13 protein-coding genes are annotated in these 16,072 nt (G+C 70.7%); 7 read left to right on the top strand and 6 right to left on the bottom strand.

The features are described from left to right. Positions 1–135: 135 nt before the first annotated feature. Genes K8625_RS35010 through K8625_RS34990 form a run of 5 tightly spaced genes read left to right on the top strand, consistent with a single transcriptional unit; the run spans position 136 to position 4,736 of the window. The gene (locus tag K8625_RS35010) at positions 136–801 is read left to right on the top strand and encodes a TetR/AcrR family transcriptional regulator (RefSeq protein ID WP_223747595.1); all 666 of its coding nucleotides are present in this window, start codon (positions 136–138) and stop codon (positions 799–801) included. Next, positions 798–1,595, top strand: a complete 798-nt coding sequence (locus K8625_RS35005) for a CoA transferase subunit A (RefSeq protein WP_141325865.1) — start codon at positions 798–800, stop codon at positions 1,593–1,595. Before K8625_RS35010 ends, K8625_RS35005 begins: the two co-directional genes overlap by 4 nt. Continuing rightward, positions 1,592–2,332, top strand: a complete 741-nt coding sequence (locus K8625_RS35000) for a CoA-transferase subunit beta (protein WP_223785135.1) — start codon at positions 1,592–1,594, stop codon at positions 2,330–2,332. The genes K8625_RS35005 and K8625_RS35000 overlap by 4 nt, the downstream gene beginning before the upstream one ends. A 46-nt stretch (positions 2,333–2,378) precedes the next feature. Next, positions 2,379–3,416, top strand: a complete 1,038-nt coding sequence (locus tag K8625_RS34995) for an alcohol dehydrogenase catalytic domain-containing protein (RefSeq protein ID WP_046714462.1) — start codon at positions 2,379–2,381, stop codon at positions 3,414–3,416. 57 nt (positions 3,417–3,473) lie between these two features. Further along, positions 3,474–4,736 (top strand): hydroxymethylglutaryl-CoA synthase family protein, encoded by a 1,263-nt coding sequence (locus K8625_RS34990; protein WP_223785134.1) that lies wholly within the window; start codon positions 3,474–3,476, stop codon positions 4,734–4,736. A gap of 158 nt (positions 4,737–4,894) precedes the next feature. On the opposite strand, the gene K8625_RS34985 is transcribed toward K8625_RS34990, so the two are convergent. Beyond that, the gene (locus K8625_RS34985; RefSeq protein WP_223785133.1) at positions 4,895–5,176 is read right to left on the bottom strand and encodes an amidohydrolase family protein; all 282 of its coding nucleotides are present in this window, start codon (positions 5,174–5,176) and stop codon (positions 4,895–4,897) included. A gap of 35 nt (positions 5,177–5,211) precedes the next feature. Between K8625_RS34985 and K8625_RS34980 the strand changes: the two genes are divergently transcribed. After that, positions 5,212–6,195 (top strand): aldo/keto reductase, encoded by a 984-nt coding sequence (locus tag K8625_RS34980; RefSeq protein ID WP_223785132.1) that lies wholly within the window; start codon positions 5,212–5,214, stop codon positions 6,193–6,195. Positions 6,196–6,201: 6 nt separating this feature from the next. Here the strand turns inward: K8625_RS34980 and K8625_RS34975 are convergent, their stop codons facing one another. The 3 genes from K8625_RS34975 to K8625_RS34965 are packed head-to-tail and all read right to left on the bottom strand — an operon-like array spanning position 6,202 to position 11,668. Then, on the bottom strand, positions 6,202–7,350 hold the full coding sequence (locus tag K8625_RS34975; RefSeq protein WP_223785131.1) for a HAMP domain-containing sensor histidine kinase: 1,149 nt from the start codon (positions 7,348–7,350) through the stop codon (positions 6,202–6,204). Positions 7,351–7,353: 3 nt separating this feature from the next. Then, a complete protein-coding gene (locus tag K8625_RS34970; RefSeq protein ID WP_223747588.1) occupies positions 7,354–8,163 on the bottom strand; it encodes a protein-glutamate O-methyltransferase CheR in 810 nt (269 codons plus the stop codon). Positions 8,164–8,191: 28 nt separating this feature from the next. Then, positions 8,192–11,668: a response regulator gene (locus tag K8625_RS34965; RefSeq protein WP_223785130.1), complete on the bottom strand. Its 3,477-nt coding sequence runs from the start codon at positions 11,666–11,668 to the stop codon at positions 8,192–8,194. Positions 11,669–11,971: 303 nt separating this feature from the next. Here K8625_RS34965 and K8625_RS34960 point away from each other — a divergent pair, with 303 nt between their 5' ends. Beyond that, on the top strand, positions 11,972–12,745 hold the full coding sequence (locus tag K8625_RS34960) for a hypothetical protein (protein WP_223785129.1): 774 nt from the start codon (positions 11,972–11,974) through the stop codon (positions 12,743–12,745). A 3-nt stretch (positions 12,746–12,748) separates the two neighbouring features. Here the strand turns inward: K8625_RS34960 and K8625_RS34955 are convergent, their stop codons facing one another. Together K8625_RS34955 and K8625_RS34950 are read right to left on the bottom strand one after the other, a co-directional pair. Beyond that, on the bottom strand, positions 12,749–15,232 hold the full coding sequence (locus K8625_RS34955; protein WP_223785128.1) for a WD40 repeat domain-containing protein: 2,484 nt from the start codon (positions 15,230–15,232) through the stop codon (positions 12,749–12,751). A 118-nt stretch (positions 15,233–15,350) separates the two neighbouring features. After that, positions 15,351–15,980, bottom strand: coding sequence for a glutathione binding-like protein (locus K8625_RS34950; protein ID WP_223785127.1), 630 nt, complete (start codon positions 15,978–15,980; stop codon positions 15,351–15,353). Positions 15,981–16,072: the final 92 nt, after the last annotated feature.

The raw sequence follows: 16,072 nt of genomic DNA, 5'->3' as shown, positions 1-16,072 counted from the left end.
CCCACTGAAACTCCTATGCGGAGCCCACAATCCCCGACCCACGAGCGCGTTGACACCTCGCGTCGACCGGTGCTACCTACCGGTCGGTAGGTCGTGGCTTTTGAAAACTTTACAGTCCACCGTGACGAGGCACACGTGACGCATAGCGGACGGAAGCCGGATGAAGGCGAGCGCTACAAGGCCATCCTGGAGACGGCGGCGCGGCTCATCTGCGAGCGCGGCTACGAAGGCACCTCGATGCAGGAGATCGCCGCCGCGTGCCGGATGACGAAGGCGGGGCTCTACCACCACATCCAGAACAAGGAGCAGCTGCTCTTCGCCATCATGAACTACGGGATGGACCTGTTCGAGGAGCAGGTCCTGTCGCGCGTGCAGGACATCGCGGACCCGGTGGAGCGGCTGCGCGCGTGCATGCGCCACAACATCCTCTTGGTGACGCGCGGGTGGAGCAAGGAGGTCATCATCATCCTCCACGAGCACGCCACGCTCACCGGTGAGGCGCGCGCGTTCATCGACAGCCGCAAGAAGCGCTACGTCGACTTCCTGGAGGAGGCCTTCTCGCAGGCCGCGCAGCAGGGGCGCATCCGTCCCGTGGACCCGACCATCGGCGCGTTCTCGTTCCTGGGCATGGTGCTGTGGGTCTACAAGTGGTTCAAGCCCGACGGCCGCCTCTCGGATGAGCAGATCGCCGACGGCATGGTGGAGCTGCTCTTCCCGCCCATCGTCGCCGCCGCCGTGGATGGCCAGCCCGGGGTGTCCTCGCTGCGCATGGTGTCTCGCTCCGGAACGGAGGGGACGTGAAGACCGCGCGCTGGTGCTCGCTGGAAGACGCCGTCGCGTCCATCCCCGACGGCGCGTCGCTGGCCACGGGCGGCTTCATGCTCGGCCGCGCGCCCATGGCGCTGGTGATGGAGCTCATCGCCCAGGAGCGCCGCGGCCTTCGCCTCATCTCGCTGCCCAACCCGCTGCCCGCCGAGCTGCTCGTCGCGGGCGGGTGTCTGGCCCACCTGGACATCGCCTTCGGCGCGCTGAGCCTGGAGGGCCGCGTGCGCCCCATGCCCTGTATCAAGCGGGGAATCGAACAGGGCACCCTGTCGTGGCGCGAGCATGACGGCTACCGCGTCGTCCAGCGCCTGCGCGCCGCCTCCATGGGCCTGCCCTTCATCCCCGCGCCGGACGCCGATGTGTCGGGGCTGGCGCAAGCCGAGCCGCCACGCACCGTGGTGGACCCGTTCACCGGTGAGAGCGTCCCGGTGGAGCCCGCGTACTTCCCGGACGTGGCGCTCATCCACGCGCGCGCCGCGGACGAGCGCGGCAACCTGTACATGGAGGACCCCACCACGGACCTGCTCGTGGCGGGCGCCGCGCGCCGCGTGATTGCCACGGTGGAGGAGCGCGTGACGAAGCTGCCTCGCGCCACCATCCCCGGCTTCCAGGTGGACCGCATCGTCCTCGCGCCCGGCGGCGCGCTGCCCACCGGCTGCGCGGGGCTGTATCCCCACGACGACGCGATGCTCGCGCGCTACCTGTCGCTCGCCGAGACGGGCCAGGAGGCGGAGTTCCTCGCCTCGCTGAAGACGCGGAGGGCGGCATGAGCGCGGCCCTGGACATCACCCCCGCGGAGACCGTGGTCTCCCTGCTCGCGCGACAGATTGACGACGGCGCCGTGGTGGCCACGGGCGTCGCCTCGCCGCTGGCCATCCTCGCCATCGCCGTGGCCCGCGCCACGCACGCGCCGGGCCTGACGTACCTGGCCTGCGTGGGCTCGCTGGACCCGGACATCTCCTCGCTGCTCCCCTCCTCCGAGGACCTGGGCTACCTGGAGGGGCGCTCGGCGGAGATCACCATCCCCGACCTGTTCGACCACGCGCGCCGGGGCCGGGTGGACACCGTCTTCTTCGGCGCCGCCGAGGTCGATGCCACCGGCAGCACCAACATGACGGCGAGCGGCAGCCTGGCGCACCCGCGCACCAAGTTCCCCGGCGTGGCCGGCGCCGCGACGCTGCGCCAGTGGGTCCACCGCCCCGTGTTGCTGGTGCCGCGCCAGTCCCGCCGCAACCTGGTGCCCGAGGTTCAGGTGGCCACCACCCGGGACCCGCGCCGCGACGTGCGGCTCATCTCCGACCTGGGCGTCTTCGAGCTGGGCGCCTCCGGCGCAAGGCTGACGGCGCGCCACCCGTGGGCCTCGACCGAGGACATCGCCGAGCGCACGGGCTTCGACTTCACGGTGGACGACTCGCTCACCATCACCCCGCTGCCGGACGCGCGCACCGTCGCCGCCATCCGCGCGTTGGACCCTCGCGGCCTGCGAGACCAGCTCGTCGGTCGCTGAATCCAGACATCCCTGTTTCGACTTTTGTGTCTCGCGGAGGTACGAGATGAAGGCCATTGTTCTGCGCAGTTTTGGTGAAGCCGGCAACTTGAAGCTGGAGGACGTCCCCGTGCCCGCACCGGGCAAGGGTGAGGTCTTGCTGCGGGTTCACGCTTGCGGGGTTTGTTATCACGATGTCATCAACCGTCGCGGCAACCTGCCTCGCACCCACGTGCCAGCGATTCTCGGCCACGAGGCCGCGGGTGAAGTCGTCGCGGTGGGGCCTGAGACACCGGGGTGGAAGACAGGCGACCGGGCGGCGACGCTCCAGCGGATGTCCTGTGGCACCTGCGCGCTGTGCCGCAGCGGGCGTAACAGTCTGTGCAAGACGGACAACCGCTTCTTCGGCGAGGAGCTGCCGGGCGGGTATTCCCAGTTCATGGTGGCGCCCGTCGCGGGACTGGGCCGCGTGCCGTCGTCGCTCCCCTGGACGGAGGCCGCCACGGTGTGCTGCACCACGGGCACGGCGGTGCACACCCTGCGCACGCGCGGTCGCATCCGGGCGGGCGAAACAGTGCTCATCACCGGGGCCAGCGGCGGCGTGGGAATGTCCGCGGTGCAATTGGCCAAGCTGGACGGAGCGCGAGTCATCGCCGTGACGTCTGGCGAAGCCAAGGTGCAGCCCTTGCGGGCCGCCGGCGCGGATGAGGTCATCCTGTCTCGGGGGCTGGATTTCGCGGCGGAGGTGCGCAAGCGGACGCAGGGCCAAGGTGTCGACCTCGCGGTGGAGATCGTCGGCAGCGCCACCTTCGACCAGACGCTCAAGGCCATGGCTCCCGGCGGCCGGCTCGTCGTGGTGGGCAATCTGGAGTCGGGGCTCGTGCAAGTGAATCCCGGGCTCATTATCGTCAAGGAGCTGGAGATCATCGGTGCGTATGCCACGAATCAGGCCGAGCTCGATGAAGCACTCCGGCTGACGGCGACGGGCGGGGTGCGCCAATTCGTCACGGACACGGTTCCGCTGGCTGAAGCAGCGCGGGCGCATTTCCGACTGGAGAACCGCGAGGTGGCGGGCCGGTTGGTCTTGGTGCCGCCAGAGGCGTGAGCAGAAAAAGTCCTGCAACCCCAGACATCGACGCTCGAGTTGGAAATGAGGAAGCCCATGCAGAGAAAAGTTGGAATCGAGGCCCTGGCGGTCGCGGTGCCCTCCCGGTACGTGGACATCGAGGACCTGGCGCGCGCCCGGAACGTGGACCCGGCGAAGTTCACCTCGGGGCTCGGCGCTCGGGAGATGGCCGTCACGGACCCGGGTGAGGACACGGTGGCGCTGGCCGCCACGGCGGCGGCGAGGCTCATCCGGCAGCAGGGCGTGGACCCGTCGCGCGTGGGCATGCTCGTGGTGGGCACGGAGACGGGCATCGACCACTCCAAGCCTGTCGCGTCCCACGTCCAGGGTCTGCTGAAGCTGCCGCGGACGATGCGCACGTATGACACGCAGCACGCCTGTTACGGCGGCACCGCGGGGCTGATGGCCGCGACGGAGTGGATCGCCTCCGGCGCGGGTGCGGGCAAGGTCGCCATCGTGGTGTGCGCGGACATCGCCCGGTATGGCTTGAACACGGCGGGCGAGCCGACGCAGGGAGGCGGCGCGGTGGCGCTGCTGGTGTCCGAGCAGCCGGACCTGCTGGCTCTGGACGTGGGGCTCAACGGCACGTGCACCATGGATGTGTATGACTTCTGGCGGCCCATCGGCCGGCGGGAGGCCGTGGTGGACGGGCACTACTCCATCAACTGCTACCTGGAGGCGCTGTCCGGCGCGTACCGGGGCTGGCGCGAGAAGGCGCTGGCGGCGGGGCTGGTGCGCTGGTCCGGCTCGCTGCCGGGGGAGCAGTTGGCGCGCATCGCCTACCACGTGCCCTTCTGCAAGATGGCGCGCAAGGCGCATACGCAGCTGCGGCTGTGTGATCTGGAGGACGCGAAGGACTCGAAGGTTGGGACGCCGGAGGCTCGCGAGGAGCTGGCGAAGTCGGCCGCCAGCTATGACGCGCAGGTGGCCTCGTCGCTGGGGCTCAACGCGCGCATCGGCAATGTGTACACGGCGTCGCTGTACCTGGCGCTCGCGGGGCTGCTGCATGGCGAGGGCGCGAAGCTCGCGAACCAGCGCATCGGGCTCTTGTCCTACGGCAGCGGCTGCATGGCGGAGTTCTTCTCCGGCGTCGTCGGGGAGAAGGCCGCCGAGCGCATGGCGCGCGCGGACCTGGACACCGTCCTGGCCCGGCGCGAGCGCGTGCCCATCGAGGAGTACGAGCGGCTGATGAAGCTGGGCTCGGATGCGCCCGAGACGAAGGCTCCGCCCCCGGGCGCGTTCCGCCTCACGGAGATTCGCGACCACAAGCGCCTGTACACCGAGGGCGGCGCGGCCTGAGGCTCACGGCTCCGTCCCGCACTCAGCGGGACGGAGTGAGCCTGCGGACCCGCCACGGCTCCGCGCGGAGGACGAACGCGCGCGGGGCCACTTCACCCCGGGACGGAGGGCTGCGTCTCGCGCTCCATGGCAACGAGGGCGCGGGGAGCCCCTCCTGCTCAGGGCGTGAGTTCCTCCACACCGCCACTCACCCTCTTGCCCCGGTGCCACACGCCGACGATGCGGCGGGTGTCCAGGATGTCCGCCGCGGGGTGGCCCTCCACCAGCACGAAGTCCGCGCGCTTGCCGGCCGCCAGCGTCCCACGGTCATCGAGCTTCAAGAGCGCGGCCGCGTCCCGCGTACATCGCCTCGCGGTGCCGGGAAGTCCCTCGTGTGAAAACCAGCGCCGGGCCCCGCGCCACACGCTCGCGCCTTGACGGGCGGGGCCACGCCACGTCATCCACCTCCCCCGCCACCGAAGTCACAGGAGCCCGTATGACCCAGATGACCTACCGCCGCCTCGGCCGCTCCGGCCTCACCGTCTCCACGGTGGGCCTGGGCTGCAACAACTTCGGCCTGCGCATCGACGCGCAGGGCACGCGCGCCGTCGTGGACGCGGCGCTGGACGCCGGCATCACCTTGTTCGACACGTCGGACTCCTACGGCACGTCGGAGGAGCTGCTGGGCGAGGCGCTGGGCAAGCGCCGGGGCGACGTCATCCTCGCCACCAAGTTCGGCAGCGACCTGAAGGGAGACAACGGCGCGGACTGGGGCGCGCGCGGCTCGCGCCGCTACATCCGCCGCGCCATCGAGCGCTCCCTGCGGCGGCTGCGCACGGACTGGATCGACCTGCACCAGCTGCACTGGCCCGACCCGGCGACGCCGCTCGAGGAGACGCTGAGCGCGCTCACCGAGCTCGTGCGCGAGGGCAAGGTCCGCTACATCGGCTCGTCGAACCTCAAGGGCTGGCAGGTAACGGAAGCCGAGTGGCTCTCCCGCACGCGCGGGATGGAGCGCTTCATCAGCGCCCAGAACGAGTACAGCCTCATCGGCCGCGGCGTGGAGGAGGACCTGGTCCCCGCGCTGCAGGAGCACGGCATCGGCCTGCTCCCCTACTTCCCGCTCGCCAGCGGCCTGCTCACCGGCAAGTACCAGCGCGGCGCGAAGGCGGGCGAGAACACCCGCGTGAAGCAGTGGAACATGGGCGGCCTGCTCGCCGACAAGGTCTTCGACGCCATCGAGAAGCTGGAGACCTTCGCGAAGGAGCGCTCCCTCTCCCTGCTCGACGTGGCCATGGGGGGACTGGCGGCCCGGCCCACCGTGGCCTCCGTCATCGCCGGCGCCACCTCCGCCGAGCAGGTGCGCGCCAACGCCAAGGCCGGCCTGTGGACGCCCAAGCCCGAGGACGCCGCCGCGCTCGAGGCGCTCCTGCCCAAGGGCCGCGGCATCAGCGTCAACGACGTGCTGCGCGGCGAATAGCCGCCGCTACAGCTTGATGACCTCGGTGCCCCGGCGCGGCAGGCTCACCCGGAACTCGGTGTAGGGGCTGGAGCCCGACTCCACCTCCACCGCGCCGTGGTGGGCCTGGATGATCTGCTGGACGATGTAGAGCCCCAGCCCCAGGCCGCCGGTGCGCCCTCGTCGCTGGGCGCCGCCCCGGAACGGGTCGAACAGGTGCGGCTGGAGGTCCAGCGGGATGACGCCCAGGTTCCTCACCGAGAAGCGCACCGCGTCCACGTCCGTCCCGTCCAGCCGCAGCTGCACCGGCGCGCTCGCGTCGCCGTGCTGGAGCGCGTTGCCGATGAGGTTCGACGCCACCTGCGCGAGCCGGTCCGAGTCCCAGTCCCCCACCAGGTCTCCCTGCTGGGACACCTCGATGGTGGGCCGCGTCGACGCCGACTGGTGCTCCTGCACCATGCGCAGCACCAGCGCGCCGAAGTCCGTCTCCCCACGTCGGAGCGGGATGCCACCGGCGAGCCGCGCCCGCGCCAGGTCCAGCACGTCCTCGATCATGCGCCCCATGCGCTTGCCGCTCGACAGCATCCGGCCCGCGGTCTTCCGGACGTGCTCGTCCTCCGAGCGCCGCTGGAGCAGGTCCGCCGCCGTGAGCATGGCGCTCAAGGGGTTGCGCAAATCGTGGCCCAGCACCGCGGTGAACATCTCGTTGAGCCGCAGCGTCTCGGTCAGCTCGTCGAGCTGGCGGGCCAGCTGCTGCTTCTGCCGGTGGAGCTGGAAGAACACCTCCGCCTTGTTGCGCAGCACCAGCGGCTCCAGCGGTTTGTAGAGGAAGTCCACCGCGCCCGTGTCGTAGCCCTTGAAGAGGCGCCGCTTGTCGGTGGAGCCCGCCGTCACGAAGATGATGGGGATGTGCCGCGTGCGCGCCATGCCGCGCATCAGCTCCGCCAGCTCGAAGCCGTCCATCTCCGGCATCTGCACGTCGAGGAACGCCAGCGCCACGTCGTCGTGCTCCAGCAGCAGCTCCAGCGCCTCGGCGCCCGAGCGCGCCTGGAGGACCTCCACGTCGTCGCGCTTGAGCAGCGCGTCCAGCGCGATGAGGTTCTCCTCCAGGTCATCCACGAGCAGGCACTTCACCGCGGGCGACGACTCCTTGTTCTCCTTCCTGGGAGCAATCACCGGTCACCCCTTCTGGAAGATGCGGTCGTCCCGGGACACCACCGAGAACGCCGACTCGTGTTGGGAGAAGCGAATGGACTCGCGGGCACCCAGGCCCAGGAAGCCCTTGCGGCACAGGGAGTCCTTGAACAGCCCCAGCGCGCGCTCCTGCAGCTCGCGGTCGAAGTAGATGAGCACATTGCGACACGACAGGAACTGGACCTCGGCGAACACGCTGTCGGTCGCGAGGCTGTGGTCCGAGAAGACGACATGCTTCTTGAGCGAGCGGTCGAACACGGCGTTGCCGTACGCCGCCGTGTAGTAGTCCGACAGGGAGCTTCGCGCGCCGGACGCCACGTGGTTCTGGGTGAAGGTGGCGATGCGGTCCACCGGATACACCCCCGCCTCCGCCTTCTGGAGCGCGCCGGGGTTGATGTCCGTCGCGTAGATGAGCGTGCGCTCCAACAGGCCCTCCTCCTTCAGCAGGATGGCCAGCGAGTAGACCTCCTCGCCGGTGGAGCAGCCCGCGACCCACAGCTTCAGCGACGGATAGGTCCGCAGCATCGGCACCACGGACTCGCGCACCGCGCGGAAGTACGAGGGGTCGCGGAACATCTCGCTCACCTGCACGGTGAGGTAGTCCAGCAGCGCCGGGAAGACGAGCGGCTCGTGCAGCAGCCGGTCCTGGAGCTGGGAGAGCGTCTTGCAGCCGAAGTTCTCCGCCGCCAGCACCAGCCGCCGCTGCAGCGACACGGTGGCGTAGCGACGGAAGTCGTAGTGGTACTTCAGATAGATGGCATCGAGCAGGAGCCTCAGCTCGATGTCCTGGGCCATGGAGTCCATGCGCGGAAGCAGGCCCGGCCTAGGCCTTGGGCATCCAGACGCGGATGAGCGACAGCAGCTTCTCCACGTCCAGCGGCTTGGCGATGTAGTCGTTCGCGCCCGCCGCCAGGCACTTCTCCTGGTCGTCGCGCATGGCCTTCGCCGTGAGCGCGATGATGGGCAGCTTCTGCCACTCGGCGCGCTTGCGGATCTCGCGCATCGCGGTGATGCCATCCATCTCCGGCATCATGATGTCCATCAGCACCAGGTCCACGCCCTGCGTCGTCTGCGCCAGGCTGTCCGCCAGCCGCTCCAGGGCCTCGCGGCCGTTGCGGGCGATCTCCACCTTCGCGCCCCGGGGCTCCAGCACGCTGGAGAGCGCGAAGATGTTCCGCACGTCGTCCTCCACCACCAGGATGCGCCGTCCGTCCAGCGCCGCCTCCCTGTCGCGGGCGACCTGGAGCATCCGCTGCCGGTCCGGCGGCAGCTTCGACTCCACCTGGTGCAGGAACAGCGTCACCTCGTCCACCAGCCGCTCGGGCGAGCGCGCACCCTTGATGATGATGGACTTGGAGTAGCGGCGCAGGCGCTGCTCCTCCTCGCGGGTGAGCGAGCGGCCCGTGTAGACGATGACGGGCGGGAACGACACGGTCTCCAGCTCCGCCATCTGCTCGAGCAGCTCGTAGCCGCTCAGGTCCGGCAGGTTCAGGTCCATCACCATGCAGCCGAAGGTGTTCTGCTGGAGCCGCTCCAGCGCCTCCGCCGCGGTGGCGACGCTGTCGATGCGCACGTCCTCGCTCTCCAGCAGCTTCTCGATGCTCTCGCGCTGGCGGGCGTCGTCCTCCACCACCAGCACGCGCTGCACGCCCGGCGACAGGCGCGTCTCCAGCTTGCGCACCGCCGCCATGAGCTGCTCGCGCTTGACGGGCTTGAGCGCGTAGCCCACCGCGCCGCGCTCCAGCGCCTCGCGCGAGGCGTCCGTGACGGAGATGACGTGCACGGGGATGTGCCGCGTCCTCGGGTCGCGCTTGAGGTGGTCCAGCACCATCAACCCGGACTGGTCCGGCAGGTTCATGTCCAGGAGGATGGCGCTCGGCTGGTATGCGACGGCCGCGTCGAAGGCCGCCCCGCCCCGGTCCGTGGCGACGCACAGGAAGCCCAGCTCCCGGGACAGGTCCCTCAGAATCTCCGCGAAGCGCACGTCGTCCTCGACCACCAGGATGAGGCGCGCGCCGGGCGTGTGCCGCTCGCGGTCATCCTCGATGGACGCGCTCAGCCCCGAGACGCCGTCCGTCTCCGACGGCGCCGGCAGCTGGGCCACCGCGTTGGCCACCCACTGCGTGGACGAGGGCTCGGCAGAAGCCTCGGGCCTGGCGCCCGTGCCCGACGTGGCGAGCACCACCGGCACCGTGACGGTGAAGGTGCTCCCCCGCCCCGCCTCGCTCACCACCGTGACGTCGCCGCCCAACAGCCGCGCCAGGTCCCTGGAGATGGACAGCCCCAGCCCCGAGCCGCCGTACTTGCGGTGCGTGCTGCCGTCAGCCTGTCGGAAGGCCTCGAAGATGAGGCCCTGCAGGTGCGCGGGGATGCCGATGCCGGTGTCGCTCACCGCGAACGACACCTGCCCCGGCCCCGCTGGCGACACGCGCAGCGACACCTCGCCCCGCTCGGTGAACTTCAGCGCGTTGGCGAGCAGGTTGCGCACCACCTGCCCCAGCCGCTGCGGGTCCGTCTCCAGCGACTCGGCGCACCCGGGGTCCACGCGCGTGGAGAAGCCAATCTTCTTCTCCTGGGCCAGCACCTGGAACGAGCGCCCCAGCCCCTCCACGAAGCGCGGCAGGCTGAAGACCTCGGGCACCACCTCCACCTTGCCCGCCTCGATTCTCGACAGGTCCAGGATGTCGTTGATGAGCGCGAGCAAATCATTGCCCGCGGAGCTGATGGTCTGCGCGAACTTCACCTGCTCCTCGGTGAGGTTGCCCGTCTTGTTGTCCGCCAGCAGCTTGGCCAGGATGAGCGAGCTGTTGAGCGGCGTGCGCAGCTCGTGGCTCATGTTCGCCAGGAACTCGGACTTGTAGCGGCTGGTGCGCTCCAGCTCCGTGGCCTTCTGCGTCAGCTCCGCCTGCGCCTTCGTGAGCGAGTCGCGCTGGCGCTCCAACAGGCGCGTCTGCGTCTCCAGCTGCACGTTGGTCTGCTCCAGCTCCGCCTGCTGCTGCTCCAGCCGGCCCTGCGAGTCGCGCAGCACGCGGCTCTGCTCCTCGATCTCCTCGTTGGACGCGCGCAGCTCCTCCTGCTGGGCCTGCAGCTCCTCGGACTGACGCCGCGTCTCCTCCAGCAGCTGCTCCAGGCGCGTGCGGTCATTGGCCGAGCGCACCGCCATGGCGATGGGCTCCGCCACCCGCTGGAGCAGCTCCAGGTCCGAGGGGTGCACCGCGTGCAGGAAGCCCAGCTCCACCACCGCGTTCACCTTGCCGTCCACCTGCGTGGGGAACACCACCAGGTGCCGCGGCCGCCCCTGCCCCAGGCTCGAGTTGATGGGCAGGTAGCCCTCCGGGACGTCCTTCACGTGGAAGGTGCGGTTCTCCTTCAGCGCCTGCCCCGCCAGGCCCTCGCCGGGGCGCAGCCGCGAGTCCCCTGCTGGGAAGGAGGCGGGCAGCGCGTAGCCCGCGAAGCGGTGGAAGTGGTCCAGCCCGTCCGCCAGGTAGATGGCGCCCACGTGCGCGTCCAGGTACGTGGCCAGGAACTGGAGCACCTGGTCGCCCAGCTGCTCCAGCCCCGGCCCCCCTTGCATCCGCGCGGCCAGCAGCGTCTGCCCCTGCTGCATCCAGCCCTGGATGGAGCGGGCGCGGTAGTCGCGGGACGTCATGTACGCGGAGATGCCCATCAGGGACAGCAGCACCGCGGCGCCCAGCCAGCTGATGACCAGCGACAGCGTCGCCGAGGCCTGGAACGCCGTCGTGCGGTCCGCGAGCAGCCGCCGCTCCTCGTTCTCCATCTGGTCCACGAGGACGCGGATGCGGTTCATCAGCTCGATGCCCTCGTTCGAGCGCACGCGCACGAGGGCTATCTCCCCCTGCCCACCCGTCTTCAAATCAATGGTGGCCTGCAGCTCGGCCAGCTTCGCCTCGACGAGCGGCCTCAAGGCGTCCACCCGCTGCACCTGCGCGGCGTTGTCGGACACGCTCTCGCGGATGCCCACGAGCTGCTCGGAGACGGCGCGGCTGGCGCTGGTGTAGGGCTCCAGGTACGTGCGGTCCCCCGTGAGCAGGAAGCCGCGCTGGCCCGTCTCCGCGTCCTTCAGCGTGGACAGGAGCGTCTTCATCCGCTCGACCACTTCCATCGTGTGGCGCACCAGCGCCGCCGCGTCCGCGTGGGACTCGAGCGAGCGGTACGACAGGATGGCGATGACGAAGATGGCGAGCGCCGCGACGATGAAGCCCGCCAGGGTGGCGGTGGGCAGCAGCGGGCCGAAGCGCGTGGCCCTCGAGCGCGAGCCGTCCGGGGCAGGCGGAGTCACGACTCACGCCCTCCACGCGAGGAGGACTGTCCCTCCTGGGAAACCATCCGACGGACCCGAGGTCCGCGCACACAGCACGGGAGAACACCTGTCATGGGAGAGCGCGTCCGGCAGCGGGGGACCACACGCGGAAGCCTCCCGTAACATGGCTCCGACGACGGCCCGCACCTCCGCCTCGCGCACGATGTCGGCTTTCGTACGTTGAGCGCGGACCTCGACCCGGAGTGCCGCCCTTTCGATGCTCGCGGTCCCGGTCCGCATCAGGGATCTCCCGCATCCGGACGGCTGGAATAGGCTGCGGGCATGCCGACGGACCTCACCCGCCTCCGAGTCTCGGGCTTCCGCTCCCTGCGGGAGGTCGAGCTGCGCCCAGGCGCCATCTGTGTCCTGGTGGACACCGAGGGGACGGCGACGCGCGACTTCGTCCACCTGTTCGAGCTGCTGCGGGCCCTGGCCGAGGGACAGCTCCAGCGGCACCTGAGGGAGGCAGGCGGCTCACCGGCCGCGCCCGGGGGGGAGTCCATCCGGTTGCAGCTGGGCCTGCGGACGGACGACTACGGCGTCGAGCTGCGGCGGACGGGCACGGACACGTGGCGGGTGTGCTGGGAGCTGGCGGACCTGCTCGTCGGGTTGTCCGCGCTGCTGGTGGACCCGGACCTGGACGCGCCTCGCGAGGAGTCCTCGCTGGCGGAGCTGGCCCCCCAGGAGCCGTCGAGAGATCCCCCCGCGGGCACGAGCACCGACGACCTGGAGCGCTGGTACGTGGGCAACGTCCTGGAGAGCGTGCTGTGGGAGATGCGGTGCTTCCTGCGGGGTGTGCGAGTGGAGGGCCGGACGCCCCAGGACGTGGGGACGCTGGTGCTCTTCCAGGCCCCCGACGCGGACCCGCCGCCCGCCGCCATCTGGGACACCGTCCAGCGCGTGCGAGAGACCTCGCGCCATGCCCAGGTGCTGCTGTGCACGGCGTCGGAGTCGCTGGCCGAGGCGTTCGACCCCCGGGAGGTCCTCCGCGTGACGACGCATGACGGGAGCTCGCGGCTCGAGCTCCCCCCGGACGCCTCGCTCAGGCCCCGGTGAGGCTCACGGCGCGAAGCGCCACACCCGCACGGCCACGTCACCACCGCCCGTGGCGATGAGGTCCTCCGCGGAGCGCCACGACACGGCGGCGACGCCCCTCTCGTGGAAGCCGATGACTTCGGCGGGGCTCTCGAACCGGGCCGTGTCCCAGACCAGGACCTGTCCAGCCAGGGTCCCTCCCACAAAGCGGCGCCCGTCCGGACTCCACGTGAGCGACAGCGGCCAGACGGAGGTGGTCGCCGACATGACGAGGCTGCCCGTGGCGACCTCGCGCACGAACAGGCCGACGTTGTTGCCCAACACGAGCCGCGTCCCATCCGGGCTCAGCGCCGCGGCGCGGAACAGGTCCGCGCCATGCGCCGGGACGGTCGACACCTCGCGGGTGGTGGGGTTCCAGATGGACCAGCCCACGTCCACGAAGGTGGCGACCAGCTGGCCCTGGGGCGTCCACTGCAGCGACAGGACTCGCCGCTCGCCCTCCGGGAAGCGGAACACCTCCGCGCCCGTGCCGACACGGAAGACGCGGATGACACCCCGCTCGATGGGCAGACCCGGCGAGCTCGCCGCCGTGGCCAGCAGGGTTCCATCCGGGCTCAGGCCGACGTGGTCGATGGCCAGCGTCGCCGGTGACTGGGTGATGGGGAGCTGCGCGAGCGTCCCGTCCGCCGCGTTCCAGAGATGCACGAGGCCGTCATCGCCTCCCGACGCCAGTCGCGTTCCATCCGCGCTCCAGGCGAGCGCCCGCACCCGCTTCCCGCCGGGGCGGGTGAGCGTCCGCAACCACTCACCGCCGGGCCCCCACAGCTGGACCTTTCCCTCGCCCCCGCTGGACGCGAGCATCGCGCCCGTCGGACTCCACGCCACATTCTCCACCGACAGGTCGTGCGCGAGCAGCTCGCTTCGGACCACCGTCGCCTTGTCCAGCTCCAGGGTGAAGACATCGAGGACCGACGTGGGCAGGTCATCCACCACCGCGAAGCGAGGCTCGGTGGGATGGAAGCTCAGCGCGTCGTAGCCCGTGGCGGTGCCCGTCGGCGGCGTCTGGCTGGCATCCACGAGCACGGCGCCCGTGGCCGCGTCCAGCACGAACAGCTTGCGCATCGGGTCGCCCACCGCGAGCCAGCGCCCGTTCGCGCTCCACTCCACCAGCGTCGCCCGGCTCCAGTCGCCCTTGTACGTGGACTCCAGGAGGTAGCCCGCGGTGAGGTAGACCCGGACCTCGCCCTCGAAGCCCACCGCGAAGCGCGTCCCGTCCGGACTCCACGCGAAGCCGCCGGGGATCTCCAAGAGCTCCTCGAGCGTCCGCGTCCCCACGCCGTGGAACTCCACCCACTGCGAGAAGGCGCCGCCCCACCGGCCCGCCTCCATCGCGAGCCGTGAGCCATCCGGGCTCCACGTCAGCGCACGCACGCGGTCCACCGCCGTCAGGGGCGCGCCCTCGCGCTCACCGGTGGCGGCGTCCCAGACATGGACCTCCTTGCTCGCGTTCGTCGCCGTGGCCAGGCGCGCGCCATCCGGGCTCCACGCGAGCGCCTCCACGGCCCCGCCCTGGACGGCCCACGTGCGCAGCGTGGCGCCCGTCACCGCGTCCAGCAGGACCACGCGGCCCGTCGACAGCCCCGCGGCCAGCGTGTTGCCCTCCGGCTTCCACGCGAGCCCGACGAAGCGCGCGTCGGCCGGCGCGAAGATCATCCGCGTCACCGCGCCGCTCCGCGCGTCCCAGATGCGCAGCGGCCCGCCGCTCGAGGTCCCCTCCAACGCGGTGAGCCGCGTCCCGTCGGGGCTCCACTGCGGCGACCCGGGCAGGCGCGCGCCCGAGCGCTGCCAGGACAGCGTCGCGTCGGTCTCCGGCGCGAAGAGCGCGGTCACGAAGCGGTCGCCGTCGATGACCACCTCGCAGCTTCGCGCCGCGCCCTGGCAGGGTTTCATCTCCAGCAGGCGCCACCCCTCGGCGGGCTCGGCCTCCACCGTCATGCGCGTCCCGGTGGCGAAGCGCGCGTCACACGCCTCCGAGCAGTCGATTCCCACCGGAGTGCTCGTCACGCGCCCCTTCCCCACGACGCGGACCCGCAGCTCCCAGGTGCCCGCCGGCGAGGCGTCCCGGACGGTCAGCGCCACCGCGGCAGACCACTCGCCCGCGGTGCCATGGGAGTCCACCGCGCGGCAGCGGACCTGGAACGTCCCTTCCCGCTCGAAGGTCGCGACCACGCCGGACGTCGTGCCGCTCGGGACCTCCGGAGAGGTGACCAGGCTCGTCGTACCGCCCCAGTCGAAGACATACGTCACGGCGTCGCCATCCGGGTCGGACGCGGTGCAGTGCATGGGCGTCGGCGCGCCGGGCTCCACCACCACCGTGTCGAGCTGGAGCCGGGCCACCCCGGGGGCACGGGAGGGATTGGGGGGGGGCGGCTGTCCACCGGAGGAACAGGCGCCGAGCCACGAGACCAGCAGCAGCACGACGCACAGGGACACGGGACGAGAAGTCATGGGCTCTCACTCGCGCGTCCCGGCCCCCCAGATGCGCGTTGCGCCCATCCCTAATCCCAGACCCCGCCCTTGTCAAAGCCTGTCGTCCCGGCGGCGGGGACTGGATTGCCCCCCGCGGCTACGTTTGCGCGGCCTTGCGCTCCGAATAGAGGGCCCACTCCTCCTTCACCGCCCTGGCGAAGTTCGGGCGCTCGCGCAGCCTCGCCACGTAGGCGCTCAGCGCGGGCCACCTCTTCAGGTCCAGCGTCGTGGCGCCACACCAGTTGAGGACGACGAAGAGATAGGCATCCGCCACGCTGAAGGCGTCGAGGAGGAACTCGCGACCCGACAGGTGCTGCTCCACGACGTCGAGCCTCGCGGGCGCCTTCGCCAGCGCATACTCCTTCACGGCGTTCGGTGAGTGCAGGTCGAACACGGGCGCGAACACCACCTTGTGCAGCTCCGTGGCGATGAAGGACAGCCAGCGGTGGAGCTGCTCCCGGCCCTGCGGGTCCACCGGGGCCAGCTTCGCCTCCGGCCAGCGGTGGGCGATGTACTGGAGGATGGCGGTGCTCTCGAAGAGCAGCGCCCCATCCTCCTTGCGCAGCGCCGGGACGAGCGCCAGCGGATGGACCTCGCGATAGTCCTGTCCCTCCGCGGTCTGCTTCGTCTTGCGGTCCACCGGGATGAAGCGGACGTCCGCGCCGGCCTCGTAGAGGGAGATCCGGGTCGCGAGCGAGCAGGACATCGGCAGGAAATACAGCTGCATGGGCATACCTCCACGAGGCGGGGCTGGATGCCCCTCGGGAACGCCCGTGACTCTGCCCCTCCCCACCCTATGCGTCCAACGCATCCTTGGCA

The sequence above is a fragment of the Myxococcus sp. AS-1-15 genome (genome assembly GCF_020037055.1).
In the GTDB taxonomy this organism is placed as follows: Bacteria; Myxococcota; Myxococcia; order Myxococcales; family Myxococcaceae; genus Myxococcus; species Myxococcus fulvus.
This window is presented reverse-complemented; position numbering and strand designations above follow the sequence as displayed.